The sequence below is a fragment of the Streptomyces sp. Alt3 genome, assembly GCF_030719215.1.
In the GTDB taxonomy this organism is placed as follows: domain Bacteria; phylum Actinomycetota; class Actinomycetes; order Streptomycetales; family Streptomycetaceae; genus Streptomyces; species Streptomyces glycanivorans.
On sequence record NZ_CP120983.1, the window covers coordinates 3,088,851 to 3,102,537 of the forward strand.

Annotated in this window: 12 protein-coding genes; 6 read left to right on the plus strand and 6 right to left on the minus strand. The window is 71.4% G+C overall.

The window, feature by feature from the left end; translation table 11 throughout:
• Positions 1 to 168 precede the first annotated feature (168 nt).
• Positions 169 to 852 (plus strand): PAQR family membrane homeostasis protein TrhA, encoded by a 684-nt coding sequence (trhA, locus tag P8A20_RS13140; protein WP_147959253.1) that lies wholly within the window; start codon positions 169 to 171, stop codon positions 850 to 852.
• Positions 853 to 924: 72 nt separating this feature from the next.
• Here the strand turns inward: trhA and P8A20_RS13145 are convergent, their stop codons facing one another.
• Positions 925 to 2,949: a thioredoxin domain-containing protein gene (locus tag P8A20_RS13145; protein ID WP_147960419.1), complete on the minus strand. Its 2,025-nt coding sequence runs from the start codon at positions 2,947 to 2,949 to the stop codon at positions 925 to 927.
• A gap of 191 nt (positions 2,950 to 3,140) precedes the next feature.
• On the opposite strand from P8A20_RS13145, the gene P8A20_RS13150 reads away from it, so the two are divergent.
• From P8A20_RS13150 to P8A20_RS13160, 3 genes are all read left to right on the plus strand, one after another.
• A complete protein-coding gene (locus P8A20_RS13150; RefSeq protein WP_147960418.1) occupies positions 3,141 to 3,707 on the plus strand; it encodes a Uma2 family endonuclease in 567 nt (188 codons plus the stop codon).
• A gap of 333 nt (positions 3,708 to 4,040) precedes the next feature.
• Positions 4,041 to 4,616: a YcxB family protein gene (locus P8A20_RS13155; RefSeq protein ID WP_147959252.1), complete on the plus strand. Its 576-nt coding sequence runs from the start codon at positions 4,041 to 4,043 to the stop codon at positions 4,614 to 4,616.
• 120 nt (positions 4,617 to 4,736) lie between these two features.
• Positions 4,737 to 7,964: a tetratricopeptide repeat protein gene (locus tag P8A20_RS13160; RefSeq protein WP_147959251.1), complete on the plus strand. Its 3,228-nt coding sequence runs from the start codon at positions 4,737 to 4,739 to the stop codon at positions 7,962 to 7,964.
• 39 nt (positions 7,965 to 8,003) lie between these two features.
• On the opposite strand, the gene P8A20_RS13165 is transcribed toward P8A20_RS13160, so the two are convergent.
• Both P8A20_RS13165 and mca read right to left on the minus strand, forming a co-directional pair.
• Complete coding sequence (locus tag P8A20_RS13165) at positions 8,004 to 8,246, minus strand: hypothetical protein (protein WP_147959250.1); 243 nt, start codon at positions 8,244 to 8,246, stop codon at positions 8,004 to 8,006.
• Between the two features lies 1 nt (position 8,247).
• On the minus strand, positions 8,248 to 9,129 hold the full coding sequence (gene mca, locus P8A20_RS13170; RefSeq protein WP_147959249.1) for a mycothiol conjugate amidase Mca: 882 nt from the start codon (positions 9,127 to 9,129) through the stop codon (positions 8,248 to 8,250).
• A 97-nt stretch (positions 9,130 to 9,226) separates the two neighbouring features.
• Between mca and P8A20_RS13175 the strand changes: the two genes are divergently transcribed.
• The gene (locus P8A20_RS13175; protein WP_147959248.1) at positions 9,227 to 9,631 is read left to right on the plus strand and encodes a DUF4307 domain-containing protein; all 405 of its coding nucleotides are present in this window, start codon (positions 9,227 to 9,229) and stop codon (positions 9,629 to 9,631) included.
• A 191-nt stretch (positions 9,632 to 9,822) separates the two neighbouring features.
• A complete protein-coding gene (gene greA, locus P8A20_RS13180; protein ID WP_033297886.1) occupies positions 9,823 to 10,320 on the plus strand; it encodes a transcription elongation factor GreA in 498 nt (165 codons plus the stop codon).
• A 66-nt stretch (positions 10,321 to 10,386) separates the two neighbouring features.
• On the opposite strand, the gene P8A20_RS13185 is transcribed toward greA, so the two are convergent.
• The 3 genes from P8A20_RS13185 to ilvA form a co-directional block, all read right to left on the minus strand.
• Complete coding sequence (locus P8A20_RS13185; protein WP_147959247.1) at positions 10,387 to 11,244, minus strand: ABC transporter permease; 858 nt, start codon at positions 11,242 to 11,244, stop codon at positions 10,387 to 10,389.
• Positions 11,241 to 12,245 carry an ATP-binding cassette domain-containing protein gene (locus P8A20_RS13190; protein WP_306103563.1) on the minus strand — a complete coding sequence of 335 codons (1,005 nt, stop codon included), beginning with the start codon at positions 12,243 to 12,245 and terminating at the stop codon, positions 11,241 to 11,243. Before P8A20_RS13190 ends, P8A20_RS13185 begins: the two co-directional genes overlap by 4 nt.
• 148 nt (positions 12,246 to 12,393) lie before the next feature.
• A complete protein-coding gene (ilvA, locus tag P8A20_RS13195; protein WP_147959245.1) occupies positions 12,394 to 13,623 on the minus strand; it encodes a threonine ammonia-lyase in 1,230 nt (409 codons plus the stop codon).
• Between the last annotated feature and the right edge of the window lie 64 nt (positions 13,624 to 13,687).

The window sequence follows — 13,687 nt, forward strand, 5'->3', positions numbered from 1 at the left end:
GGGGGCTGCGACCCGGATGCTGACCCCTTCGAATTCCCCTGGCGCTCATCCGGTGCCGACCGCACTCATTTGATCATCCGACTAAGCCGCCCATATGTCCAGAGGGCCGCACACGTGAGCATCACCACTCGGATCTGTTACCTACGGAAGCGTAGGTAGCATGCGGACATGACTTCTGCCGCCCCCGCGTCCGGACCCGTCGAGCTCACGGACCCCGTCCCGGTCAAACCACGGATGCGTGGCTGGCTGCACGCGGGGATGTTCCCCGCGGTGGTCATAGCCGGGATCGTCCTGATCTCCCTGGCCGACAGCACGCGCGCGCGGGTCGCCTGCGCCGTCTACGTACTCAGCGCCTGCATGCTGTTCGGTGTGAGCGGGGTCTACCACCGGGGCACCTGGGGTCCGCGCGGCGAGGCGGTGCTGCGCAGGCTCGACCACGCCAACATCTTCCTGATCATCGCGGGCACCTACACGCCGCTGACCCTCCTGCTGCTGCCCGAGTCCACCAGCCGCCCGCTCCTGTGGGGGATCTGGGGGGCCGCGGCGGCCGGCATCGCCTTCCGTGTGTTCTGGGTCGGCGCCCCGCGCTGGCTCTACACCCCGTGCTACATCGCCATGGGCTGGGCCGCGGTGTTCTTCCTGCCGGACTTCATGCGCGCCGGGGGCATCGCGGTGCTGGTCCTCGTCGTCGTCGGCGGGCTGCTCTACAGCGCGGGCGGCGTCATCTACGGCCTCAAGCGCCCGAACCCGTCCCCGCGCTGGTTCGGCTTCCACGAGGTGTTCCACTCGCTGACGCTGGCCGCGTTCGTCGCCCACTACGTCGGGATCTCGCTGGTCGCCTACCAGCAGTGACCTCCGCTCCCTACGACGAAGGGCCCGGCCGTGACGGCCGGGCCCTTCGTCGTACCGCCGGGGCGGCCCCGCTCAGCCGCCCAGCTTCGCGGCCAGCTCCTCCGTGTCCGTGGTCGGCGCCTCGCAAACGAAGTGCCGGCAGACGTAGGCGGTCGGTGCGCCTCCGGCCTGCGGCCGGTCCACCAGCAACGGGAACTCGCTGCCCGCGTCCGGCCCCTCACCGGCGGCGACGACCGCGCCGGGAGCCCGCCCCAGCAGCGCCGTCCGGTGCAGTTCCCCGGCGACCGGCCCGGCCACGGCGACCTCGCGCGGACCGTCCAGCAGGGCTTCGGCGACCGCCAGCCCCCAGCCGATGAACCGGGGCGCCTTCGGGCCGAGCGCCCCGACCACCCCGAGGGCCCCCTCGGCCGCCGTGCGGTGTGCCTCGGAGCCGGTGTGCGCCGCGTAGGAGAGCAGGGCTCCCGCCGCGGCGGTCCAGCCGGCCGGGGTGGCGTTGTCGGTGGGGTCCTGGGGGCGCCGGATCAGCTGCTCCGCGTCGTCCGCGGTGTCGAACAGCTGCCCGTCCTCCCCGGTGAAGTGCTGGAGCACGATGTCCAGCAGGAAGCCCGCGAATTCCAGCCAGGCGCCCTCCCCGGTGACGGAGGCCAGCGCGAGGAAGCCCTCGGCGACGTCGCCGTAGTCCTCCAGGACCCCGGAGTTGTCCCCGGCGCGCCCGTCCTTCGAGGTGCGGCAGAGCCGGGCGACGTCACCCATGTGGACCCGTACCAGCAGGTCGGCGGCCTCGGTGGCGCGCTCGACCAGATCCGGGCGGTCGAAGTACGCCCCGGTCTCGGCGAGCGCGGCGATCGCCAGCCCGTTCCAGGCGGCGACGATCTTGTCGTCGCGCTCGGGACGCGACCGCAGCTCACGGGCCGCGAGCAGCCGGGCCCGTACACCGGCGATCCGCTCGTCGTCGGCATGCTCCGCCTCCCCCGGCAGCACGAGACGCAGGACGGACGAGCCCTCCTCGAAGGTGCCCTCCTCGGTCACACCGAAGTACTCGGCGGCGTACGCCGCGTCCTCCTCGCCCAGCACCTCGCGCAGCTGCGCGGGCGTCCAGACGTAGAAGGCGCCCTCGACGTGACGCCCCTGCGCGTCCTCGCTGTCGGCGTCCAGCGCGGAGGCGAACCCGCCCTCGGCGGTCCGCAGCTCACGCACCATGAAGTCGGCCGTCTCAAGGGCCACCCGGCGGGCCAGGTCCGAGCCGGTGGCGCGCCACAGATGCGCGTAGACGCGGCACAGCAGGGCGTTGTCGTAGAGCATCTTCTCGAAGTGCGGGACGACCCACTCGCGGTCCACGGAGTAGCGGGCGAAGCCGCCGCCGAGCTGGTCGTAGATCCCGCCGCGTGCCATGGCCGCGCAGCTGTCGGCGGCCATCTGCAGGGCGCCCTCGGCGCCCGTACGCGCGTGGTGGCGCAACAGGAACTCGATGACCATGGACGGCGGGAACTTGGGCGCGCCGCCGAAGCCGCCGTGCTTCTCGTCGTAGTCGCGGGTCAGCCTCAGCAGGGCCTGGGCCAGCTCGGGTTCGCCCGGCAGGCCGCCCTCGGCGGCCGCCAGGGACCGGCTCGCGAGATCGCGCACGATGCGCCCGGCCACCTCGGCGACCTCCTCGCGACGGTCTGTCCAGGCTGCCGCGACCCCTTCGAGCACCTGCTGGAAGGAGGGCATGCCGTGGCGGGGCTCGGGCGGGAAGTACGTGCCGAAGTAGAAGGGTTCGGCCTCGGCCGTCAGGAAGACGGTCATCGGCCAGCCACCCTGGCCAGTCGCGGCCTGCACGGCCTCCATGTACACGGCGTCGACGTCGGGCCGCTCCTCACGGTCGACCTTCACCGGGACGAAGTGCGCGTTGAGGTAGTCGGCGACGGACGGGTCCTCGAAGGACTCGTGGGCCATCACGTGGCACCAGTGGCACGAGGCGTAGCCGACGCTGAGCAGCACGGGGACGCCGCGTCGGCGGGCCTCCTCGAACGCCTCCGGCGACCACGGCCACCAGTCGACGGGGTTGTCAGCGTGCTGAAGCAGATAGGGCGAGGTCACGCCAGCCAGCCGGTTCATGCGGGCCAGCCTCTCACAGCGCTTCTCCTCACCGTGGAGACCGCCCGGACTCCCCCTCACTCGGCCGAACCGGGCCGACCCGGGCCGGGCCGGAGGCCGCCCCTCCTGGAGGCGGACGCCTCAGGACCGCAGGACAGTAGGCTGACCCCAGCTACGCCGGAACTGCGGAATCTCCTCGAAGGAGGCACACCATGACCGCCGAGATGGTGGCGCCCGCGTGGATGCACACGCAGATCAGCGCGGAGCAGTACGACTCCTGGTCCGAGGAGCAGTGCGCCGGCATCGAGATCGTGGACGGGATGGTCGTCGTGAGCCCGAGCGCCTCCAAGCGGCACAACCGCCTGGCCCGGATCCTGGCCAACGCCCTGGACGCAGCCGCAGGCCCCGACTGGAACGCGGACACGGACTTCGATGTCCGTCTGCAGGACGTTCCCCTCACCAACCGGCGTCCGGACGTCACCGTCTACCGGGCGGAGACCATCGACCTCACACCCACCCGCCCCGAACACGTACTCCTGGCCGTCGAGGTCGTGTCGCCCGGCTCGGAGACCACCGACCGGATCGTGAAGGTGGACCAGTACGCCAAGGCGGGCATCGCCTTCTACTGGCGCGTCGAACAGGCCGCCACCGGTGTCCCCATCATCTACACCTACGTCCTCGACCCCGCCACCAAGTCTTACAGGGACGGCGAGACGTTCACCGGAACGGTGAAGGCCACCGCGCCCTTCTCCGTCACGGTCGATCTTGGGGTCATGTAAGAAGCCTCTCCGCTTCCAACGTCTGGTTCGCCTCCGTGCGGTCCTGGACGAAGGCGGCTACGAGATCGTCGGACGCGACGCTGTCCGCAACGAGTACACGGCCACCACGTCGATCGGCATCGTTCCGCGACCTGAGGTACTCGGCCGGACTCAGCCCTGGGTAGCTCCTCGAAACTGTCCTCGCGGTGTAATAAGGCTTGTCCTGCACTCTGGCCGGGGCATGGCGGCGGGGGGACGGGCTCACCGGGGCGGGCGGGTTCGCCCCTCCTGCGTCGCCCCGGGCCGCACCGGCGTTCGGTACCATCCTGCGGATCTTGACACCGGGGAGGGGCCATGGCCGGGGACGGCACCACCGAGGGCACGAAGGTCACCGGCATCGGCGAGGGCGGAGCCCCGGCCGGTGCCGGGGAGCTGGAGGCAGTCCGGCTGACGTACCGGCCCCAGCCCTCGGACACGTTGACCGGCCTGCGGGTTCGCGACCGGATCAAGAGGACCTGGCTGGTCCTGCGCAGCGCGTTCCTCGTGCTGTGGGTGGGCCAGTGGCTGCTCGCCGCCGTGCGGAACGGCAGCGTCGAGGTCGTCTCGTCCGTGCTCTTCCTGTTCGTCGTCGTGGTGCTGTGGGGGTACCCGCGGCTGCAGGCCTCCGGGGTGCAGCGGCTGGTGGGCTGGCAGGGCGAGTACCGCGTCACCGTCTCCGCGTCCGGTATCAGCTGCGCCAACGACCACAGCACCCTGATCCAGAAGTGGTCCGTCTTCCGGGGCTACCGGGAGACTCCGGGCCACTTCGTACTGCTCAGCCGGGACCCCAACATCATGGTTCTCGACGTGCTCCCCAAGCGGGGCGCGGACGGGGCCGGGGACGTGGACCGGCTGCGGGCCCTCCTGGACCGGTACAGCACCCGCGTGTGAGCGGTCGGGCCCGCGCGCGAGGCGATCACCTCGCTCTCTCGCGCTGACGCGCCGTACGCAGGACACTGGAGGCTCGTGACAGCCGGACGGATCGAAGTCGCCGGAACCTAGGGGGGCCGCATGCGGGACAGCCATCGGGCGGAAGCCGAAAGGCTGTTGGTACGCGCAGTGGAGGAAGAGGCGCGGCGGACGGGAGGCCGGACGGACTCCGGTGTGCTGCTGTCGCGAGGGCGGGGCGCGCTCGACAGCATGGCGGCGGGAGCCGCCGACGAGTACGCCGCCTACACCCGGGCGCTGGACGCCGCGGGGGCCGGACAGCAGCCGCTGTCCGCTCGATTCAGCAAGGCGACGCTCGGAACACCACTGCTGGTGACGGGTGTTGCCGCAGCGGCGGCGTTCGGTGCGGACGTGGCGCTCGGCACGGCGACCGGTCTCGCGCTGGGGGCGGGCGCGGTCGTCGCGGTGGCGGGGACGACCGCGACCATGGCCAGGGTGACCGCGTCGCACTGGCCCGCCGCGCACCGCAGGGCGGGCGAACGGAACCAGCCCGGCGGCCCCGAGCAGCTGCGGCTGGAGTGGCTGACGGCGCTGGAGGTACGGGGCATCCGCCCGTTCCTCGACCAGCAGCGCATGCTGACCGCGTCCACCCGTCCGCCGAAGAAGTCGAGCGCGTCCGTGGTGGCGCAGCTGCGCGGCGGTGACCGCAGCGCAGCCGCACGGACCCGGTCACTCCTCGAACAGTCCTTCGGCCATCTGCCCTCCGCGGACGGTCCGTTCGCGGGCCGCCGGAGCGAACTGGCGCAGATCGCCCAGTGGGTGCACGCGGCCCGTGCGGCGACCGAGACCCGGCCGACCGTGGTCGTCCTGCACGGCGCCCCGGGCTCCGGGCGCACCACGCTCGCCGTGCGGGCGGCGCACGAGCTCAAGGACCAGTTCCGCGGGGCGTGCGTGGTCGACCTGCGGGGCGATGTCGCCGGCGAGACCCCGCTGCCGACCCGGGACGCGCTGCTGCATCTGCTGAACCGGCTGGGGGCTCCACGCGAGCAGTTGCTCTTCCGGGAGAGGTCCTCCGCCGAGCAGCACGTACGGCGCCTGGGCGAGCTCTACCACCAGCATCTGACGGGCACGCCCGTCACGGTCGTCCTGGACGACGCCACCGACGCCGCGCAGGTCCGCACGCTGGTGCCCGAGCGCTCCGACAGCCTGGTCCTCGTCACCGCCCGCGAGCCCCTCGAACTGCCCGACGACATCCCCGCGCGGGTATACCACCTGCCCGTCGGCGGGCTGGACGCGGCGGGCGCCGAGGAAGTGCTGCGCGAGTCGGCGGAGGACGAAGAGGGCGGTCCGTACGACTTCCCCTCGACCGACACGGTCGTGGAGCTGTGCGGCGCCCTGCCGCTGGCCCTGCGTGTGGCGGGCTCGTCGCTCGGCGCGCGCAACCGTGCCGAGCTCGCCACCGCCCTCGGGGCGTACGGTCCGGTGGCGCCCGTGGAGCGTGCCCTGTGGCTGCGCTACACCGACCAGTCCGAGCCTGCCCGCCGGCTGCTGCGGCGGCTCGCCCTGGCCGGACGCGCCAGCCTCGGGGCCGCCGCGGCGGCGTCGCTGCTGTCCTCCGACGAGCAGGAGGCGAGCCGTCTGCTGGAGTCGCTGGCCCGGGCCGGTCTCCTGGTCCATGTGCGGGGCGCGCGCTACCGGCTCCACGACCTCGTACGCGACTTCGCCCTGGCCCGGCTGCTCGACGAGGAACCGGCCGCCGACCGTACGGCCGCGCAGGAACGCCTCATCCAGAACTACGCGGAGCTCGCCGACGCCGTGATCCGCATGGTCGACGGCAAGATGTCGACCCGCGCCGGTCAGTTCGGCTCGCACGGCTTCAGCTCGCTCGACGCCGCCCTGCGCTGGCTGGACGACGAGTCCAGCTTCATCACCTCGGCGCTGCGGCACACGGAGGGCGTCGACCAGCGCTCGGTGCTCCACCTGCTGGGCGCCCTGTGCGACTACTGCCTGCTGCGCGGCGACCTCTACCGCCTCGGAGAGATCAGCGAGCTGACGCGCGCCGTCGACCAGGGCCTCCTGGAGCGGTCGGTCCAGTGGCGTACGGGCATCGCGGCCAGGCAGCTCGGGGAGCTCGACAAGGCGCGTACCACCCTGTCCTCCGTCGTCGGCCTCTACCGCGAGGCGCAGAACGACGCGGGCGCCGCGCTCGCGCTCTGCTCGCTCGGGATCACCCTGCACCACCAGGGCAATCTCACGGAGGCCTCGGCGCGGCTGCGGGAGGCGCTCGCCCTCCAGGAGTCCCCGGAACAGGCCGAGGACCGGGCCTGGTCCCTGCACGCCCTGGCCGCGGTGGAACGCGACCGGGCCAATCTGGCCGAGGCCCTGACCCTGCTGGACACCGCGCTGACCCTGCACCGCGAGGGCGAGTCGCTGCACGGCGAGGCCTGGTCGCACTTCCAGCTCGGCCAGGTCTGCCTGCGGATGGGCGAGGTCGCCCGGGCGGAGGAGGAGCTGTCCACCGCCCTGGAGCTGTACGGCCGCACCCGGGACGAGCGCGGGGAGGCGTGGGCCCTGACCCAGCTGGCCCGTGCCCGGCTGATGGACGAGGACGGCAGCAGCGCGGCTGCGGCGGTGGAGCAGTTGCGTGGGGCCCTCGACCGGCACCGGGGCAACGAGGACGCGCGGGGCGAGGCGTGGACGCGTTACTACCTGGGTCAGGCCCTGGAGGAGGACGGCGACACCGTTCAGGCGGTACGCGAGCTGGAGCGGGCCCGCACGATGTTCTCCCGGATGCGCGACGTCTACGGGCTGGCCTGCGCCCGCCACCACTCGGGGCGCGTCACCCGCGACCAGCGGGCGGAGCAGACCGGCAACCTGCGCAACTCCGGTTTCGCACGGCAGCTCCTGGTGGACGCCCGGGCGGACTTCCGCCGGATCGGGGTGGCGCACGGCGAGGCCTGGACCTGCCTGGAGCTGGCCCTGATCGACGGCGGCAACAACCGCGCCGCGCAGGCCCTGGAGCTCTGCGGCGAGGCGATCACCCTGTTCGCCTCGTACGGCGACGTCCGGGGCGGCGACTGGGCGGCGTTCCTGCGGTGCACGCTGCTGCCGTACGCCTCGCCGGGCGGCAGCGAGGTGGGCACGGCGGTGGCGCAGCAGGAGCTGGCCGACCTGCTGGAGGCCGCCCACCCGCTGCGGGACGCCAAGCTGGAGGACTGTGCGGAGGCCTTCCGGGTGGTCCTCAACCGCGGTGTGGACCTGGACGACGGCTGGCAGGCCTGGCGCCTCGGCCTGACGCCGTCCCGGCACGCCCGCGAGGTCATGGGAGTGCCGGTGGGCGTGCGGCCCTGAGCCGTCGTCGTGGGGGCGGGGCGGGTGCGCCCCGCCCGGTCAGCCCTTGGCCGCCGTGCTCCGCTTCGTGGCGTCGGCGGACTCCGGCCCGGCCGCCGGGTCGGGGGCCTCCTCGAAGTCGACCTTGCCCATGTGGCGGTTCATCGACTTCATCAGGAACCACACCCCCACGGCGAGCGCCGCGAAGACGAGGAAGCCGAGAACGCCGGGCGTCACCTTGTTCTTGTCGAGCTCGTCGGCGGCGAGCGGAACGAGCTGCGTCAGTGCCTGGGTCGCGTACATATCAGGCATTGTCGCGGATGCCCGCGAAGAGGTCGCTCTCGGGGAGGGAGGTATCGACCAGGGACTTGGCGAGCTCGTACTCCTCGGTGGGCCAGACCTCCCGCTGGATGTCCATCGGCACCCGGAACCAGCCGCCGTCCGGGTCGATCTGCGTCGCGTGCGCGATCAGCGCCTTGTCGCGGATCTCGAAGAAGTCGTCGCACGGGATGTGCGTGGTCAGCGTGCGTTCGGCGCGCTCGAACTCCTTCCAGCGCTCCAGCCAGTCGCCGTACGGGGACTCCAGCCCGCGGGCCAGGAGCGCCTCGTGCAGGGCGACCGTGCGCGGCTTGTTGAAGCCCTGGTTGTAGTAGAGCTTCTGCGGCTGGAAGGCCGGGCCGAACTCCGCCTCGGGGAACCGCTCGGTGTCCGCGGCCCCCTCGAACGCGATCATCGAGATGGTGTGGGTCTTGATGTGGTCGGGGTGCGGGTACCCGCCGTTCTCGTCGTAGGTGGTGATCACCTGCGGCCGGAACGCACGGATCTTCGCGACGAGACGCCCCGCCGCCGTCTCGTCGTCCTCCAGGGCGAAGCAGCCCTCGGGCAGCGGGGGCAGCGGGTCGCCCTCGGGGAGACCCGAGTCGACGAAGCCGAGCCACTCCTGCGCGACGCCCAGGATCTCCCGGGCCTCGTCCATCTCCTTCTTGCGCACCTCGTGGATGTTCGCCTCGATGTAGGCGTCCCCCTGGAGCTTCGGGTTGAGGATGGATCCCCGTTCGCCCCCTGTGCAGGTGACGACCAGGACGTCCACCCCCTCGGACACGTACTTGGCCATGGTGGCCGCGCCCTTGCTCGACTCGTCGTCGGGGTGGGCGTGCACGGCCATCAGTCTCAGCTGCTCGGTCAAGACTCGGTCCTCAGTGATTCGTCGCAGTGGTCGGCTTCTATAGTGACTGAACCGGGGGGTGGAAAATTCCTCGATCCCCGGCACGGGAGGAACGATCATGGCAGCGGTACGCGAGGCCTTGCCCGAGGGGCGTTACGGCCGGTCGCAGGACGAGCGCGCGGACCGCAAGCTCAAGATCACCGGCTCTGTGCTGGGTGTGGCGTTCCTCGCCATGATCGGCTGGTTCGGCTACGACTACGTGGCCGGTCAGGACGTCAGCGCCGAGCTCATCAAGTCGAGGATCGTGTCGGACGGCCGCGCCGAGGCGCACCTGGAGGTCCGCAAGGACCGGGACGCCACGGGGCAGTGCACGCTCCGCGCCCTGAGCGAGGACGGGGCGGAGGTCGGGCGGGCGGGCTTCCGGTTCGACGAGCGCTCCGAGCGGATCGACGAGGTCGTCTCGCTGCGCACCACCTCCAGGGCGACCGCGGTGGAGCTGAAGGGCTGTACCGCCGGCGGCTGACCGCGCCCGAGGGCGCGCGCCGCCCAGGATGCCCGCGCTCCCGCGCCCACCTGCGCGGACGCGCGTGTGACGATTTACCTTCTCCCCCTTTTCGCACGGAATTGTTAGGCTCGTGGTTTCGCCCACCCGTGGCAGCGCATGCTTGGGGTAGGGCGTTGCTTTGTATTCCCAGCACCGACGAGGAGCACCCTGTGACCCAGACCAGCGATAACGTCACCTGGCTCACGCCGGAGGCGTACAACCAGCTGAAGGCGGAGCTGGAGTACCTGTCTGGTCCCGCGCGCACGGAGATCTCCGTCAAGATCGCGGCGGCCCGTGAGGAGGGTGACCTCCGCGAGAACGGCGGGTACCACGCCGCCAAGGAGGAGCAGGGCAAGATGGAGCTCCGGGTCCGTCAGCTGACCCAGCTCCTGGAGCACGCGAAGGTCGGCGAGGCCCCGGCCGACGACGGCGTGGTCGAGCCCGGCATGGTCGTGACGATCGCATTCGACGGCGACCCGGACGACACGGTCACCTTCCTGCTCGCCTCCCGCGAGTACGCGAGCACGGACATCGAGACCTACTCCCCCCAGTCCCCGCTCGGCACCGGCGTGAACGGCAAGCGGGTGGGCGACGACGCGGAGTACGAGCTGCCGAACGGCAAGAAGGCCACGGTGAAGATCGTCTCGGCGAAGCCGTACCAGGGCTGACCCGCACAGGACGCGACGTACGGAGCCCCGGCCGCAGCTGCGGCCGGGGCTCCGTCGTGCCCGGGGTCAGGCGGTGGCCGAGCGGTACTTGCGGACCGCCAGGGTGCGGAAGACCACGACGATCAGGACCGACCAGATCACCGAGGCGAGGATCGGGTGCTGCATGGGCCAGGCGTCCGAGGTCACGAAGCCCGGCGGGACGTTGCCGAAGAGTTCGCGGCAGGCAGCCACGGTGGCGCTGAACGGGTTCCACTCCGCGATGTGGCGCAGGACGGTCGGCATCTGGTTGGCGTCCACGAAGGCGTTCGAGATGAACGTCAGCGGGAAGAGCCAGATCAGTCCGCCCGAGGTGGCCGCCTCCGGTGTGCGCACGACGAGGCCGATCAGTGCGCCGATCCAGGAGAACGCGTAGCCGAGCAGGAGCAGCAGCAGGAAGCCGAGGAGCACCTTGCCGATGTTCTCGTGGGTCCGCCAGCCGATGATCAGTGCGACACCGGCGAGGACGACGAGGGTGAGGGCGGTCTGCACGAGGTCGGCGAGCGTACGTCCGGTGAGGACGGCGCCGCGGGCCATGGGCAGGGACCGGAAGCGGTCGATCAGTCCCTTGTGCATGTCGTCCGCGATACCCGCTCCGGCGCCCGCGGTGGCGAAGGTGACGGTCTGGGCGAAGATCCCGGCCATCAGGAATTCCTTGTAGGCCGTGGACGACAGGGAGCTGCCCACCTTGATGGAGCCGCCGAACACATAGGTGAACAGGACCACGAACATGATGGGCTGGACCAGGCCGAAGATCACCATCTCGGGAATCCTGGCCATGCGGATCAGGTTGCGCCGCGCGACGACCAGGGAGTCGGCCACCGACCGGCCGATCGCCCCGCGGGACTTGAGCGGTGCGAGGTCCGGTGTGTCCGTGACGGCGCTCACTGCACGCCCTCCTTCCGGCCCTGTGCGGCCTCGGTGGATACGTTGCCGCTGTTCTTCTCCAGCTCGGCCGCGTGGCCGGTGAGCGAGATGAAGACGTCGTCGAGGGTGGGGCGGCGCAGGCCGATGTCGTCGATCTCCACACCCCGGGTGTCGAGGTCGCGGATGACCTCGGCCAGCAGTTTGGCCCCGCCGGTGACCGGGACGGTCAGCTTGCGGGTGTGCTCGGCGACGGCGATCTCCCCCTTGCCGTACGAGGCGAGGACCGAGCGGGCCGGCTCGATCTGGTCCGGCTGGTGCACGACCACCTCGACCCGCTCGCCGCCGGTGCGGGCCTTGAGCTGGTCGGACGTGCCGCGTGCGATGACCTTGCCGTGGTCGATGACGCAGATGTCGTGGGCGAGGTGGTCGGCCTCCTCCAGGTACTGCGTGGTCAGCAGCAGCGTCGTACCGCCCGCGACGAGCTCCTCGATGACCTCCCACAGCTGCTGCCGGTTGCGGGGGTCGAGCCCGGTGGTGGGCTCGTCCATGAACATCACCGGCGGGGAGACGACGAGCGCAGCCGCCAGGTCGAGGCGGCGGCGCATGCCCCCGGAGTACGTCTTCGCGGTGCGGTCGGCGGCGTCGGCGAGGTTGAACTTCTCCAGGAGCTGCCCGGCCCGCTTCTTCGCGTCGCGCGAGCTCATCTGGTAGAGCTGCCCGACCATCTGGAGGTTCTCGCGGCCCGTGAGGTATTCGTCGACGGCCGCGAACTGGCCGGACAGGCCGATCGAGCGCCGCACCTCGTCGGGGTTCTTCAGGACGTCGATGCCCGCCACGACGGCCCGGCCGCTGTCCGGCCGGAGCAGGGTGGTCAGGACACGTACGGCTGTCGTCTTACCGGCGCCGTTGGGCCCCAGCAGGCCCAGGACGGTGCCTTCGGGCACGTCGAGATCGACGCCGCCCAGTGCTCGTACATCGCCGAAGGTCTTCACCAGGCCTTCGGCGTAGATGGCGCCTGGCATACGTGTTCCCCCAGTTGCTTCGCGTGAATTCCTGAGCGGATCGTAGAGTTCCCGGCCTTCGCAGGCGGGGAACACCGAGTGTTCGGCGATGCACCGTAACGCGATACATCGCGACACACAACAGGTTTTCCACGAGGGAACCGGTCCTTCAGGAGCGCACCAGGTAGCCGGCGGCGCGCAGCGCGGCGGCGACCTCCTCGCAGTGCTCCGGCCCCTTCGTCTCCAGGTGGAGTTCCACCTCCGCCTCGGTGAGCCCGAGCCGCGGGTCGGTCCGTACGTGCTGGATGTCGAGGACGTTGGCGTCGGCGACGGACAGGGTGGTGAGCATCGCGGCCAGCGCCCCCGGCCGGTCGGTGAGCCGGAGCCGCAGGCTCAGGTAACGGCCCGCCGCGACCATGCCGTGCGTCAGGATGCGCTGTATCAGCAGGGGGTCGACGTTGCCGCCCGACAGCACGGCGACGACGGGACCGCGGAAGGCGTCCGGATCGCTCAGCAGCGCCGCGACCGGGATCGCCCCGGCCGGCTCGACGACCATCTTCGCCCGCTCCAGGCACAGCAGCAGCGCGCTGGACAGCTCGTCCTCGGAGACCGTACGGACCTCGTCCACCAGCTCCTGGACCAGCGGGAACGTCAGGTCGCCGGGCCGCCCCACCTTGATCCCGTCGGCCATGGTCTGCACCGAGCCGAGCGCCACCGGATGCCCGGCGGACAGCGAGGGCGGGAAGGCCGCCGCGCCGGCGGCCTGGACACCGACGATCCTGACGTCGGGGCGCAGCGCCTTCACCGCGACCGCGATCCCCGCCGCGAGACCGCCCCCGCCGATGCCGACGACGACGGTGCGGACCTCCGGGCACTGTTCGAGGATCTCCAGGCCGACGGTGCCCTGTCCCGCGATGACGTCCGGGTGGTCGAAGGGGTGGATGAAGACCGCTCCGGTCTCCTCGGCGTACTCCTGGGCGGCGGCGAGCGTCTCGTCGACGACGTGGCCGTGGAGCCTGACCTCCGCGCCGTAGTCCCGGGTCGCCGCCACCTTCGGCAGGGGTGCGCCGACCGGCATGAAGACCGTGGAGCGTACGCCTAGAAGCGAAGACGCGAGTGCGACACCCTGCGCATGGTTTCCGGCACTCGCGGCCACCACCCCGGCCGCCCGTTCGACGGGGCTGAGTCCGGCGATCCGCACGTACGCGCCCCGGAGTTTGAACGAGCCGGTGCGCTGGAGGTTCTCGCACTTGAGGTGGACAGGGGCACCGACGAGGGAGCTGAGGTAGCGGCTGCCTTCCATCCCGGTCGTTCTGGCCACCCCGGACAGCATCTTCTGCGCCCCTCGGATGTCGTCGAGGATCAGCGGAGGAAAGGGGCCTGACGTACGGAAGGTCATGACAGCAAGTCTTGCAGCTCGGAGCCCCGGGAGCCGTCGCATCTCATGGCGGCCTGCGGTGGTG

What these genes read in the sequence shown, in the direction of transcription:
- P8A20_RS13145 (WP_147960419.1), bottom strand. Translation starts at nt 2,949, where the DNA reads ATGAACCGGCTGGCTGGCGTGACCTCGCCCTATCTGCTTCAGCACGCT.
- P8A20_RS13175 (WP_147959248.1), top strand. Translation starts at nt 9,227, where the DNA reads ATGGCAGCGGTACGCGAGGCCTTGCCCGAGGGGCGTTACGGCCGGTCG.
- P8A20_RS13160 (WP_147959251.1), top strand. Translation starts at nt 4,737, where the DNA reads ATGCGGGACAGCCATCGGGCGGAAGCCGAAAGGCTGTTGGTACGCGCA.
- P8A20_RS13150 (WP_147960418.1), top strand. Translation starts at nt 3,141, where the DNA reads ATGACCGCCGAGATGGTGGCGCCCGCGTGGATGCACACGCAGATCAGC.
- P8A20_RS13165 (WP_147959250.1), bottom strand. Translation starts at nt 8,246, where the DNA reads ATGTACGCGACCCAGGCACTGACGCAGCTCGTTCCGCTCGCCGCCGAC.
- P8A20_RS13190 (WP_306103563.1), bottom strand. Translation starts at nt 12,245, where the DNA reads ATGCCAGGCGCCATCTACGCCGAAGGCCTGGTGAAGACCTTCGGCGAT.
- trhA (WP_147959253.1), top strand. Translation starts at nt 169, where the DNA reads ATGACTTCTGCCGCCCCCGCGTCCGGACCCGTCGAGCTCACGGACCCC.
- ilvA (WP_147959245.1), bottom strand. Translation starts at nt 13,623, where the DNA reads ATGACCTTCCGTACGTCAGGCCCCTTTCCTCCGCTGATCCTCGACGAC.
- P8A20_RS13155 (WP_147959252.1), top strand. Translation starts at nt 4,041, where the DNA reads ATGGCCGGGGACGGCACCACCGAGGGCACGAAGGTCACCGGCATCGGC.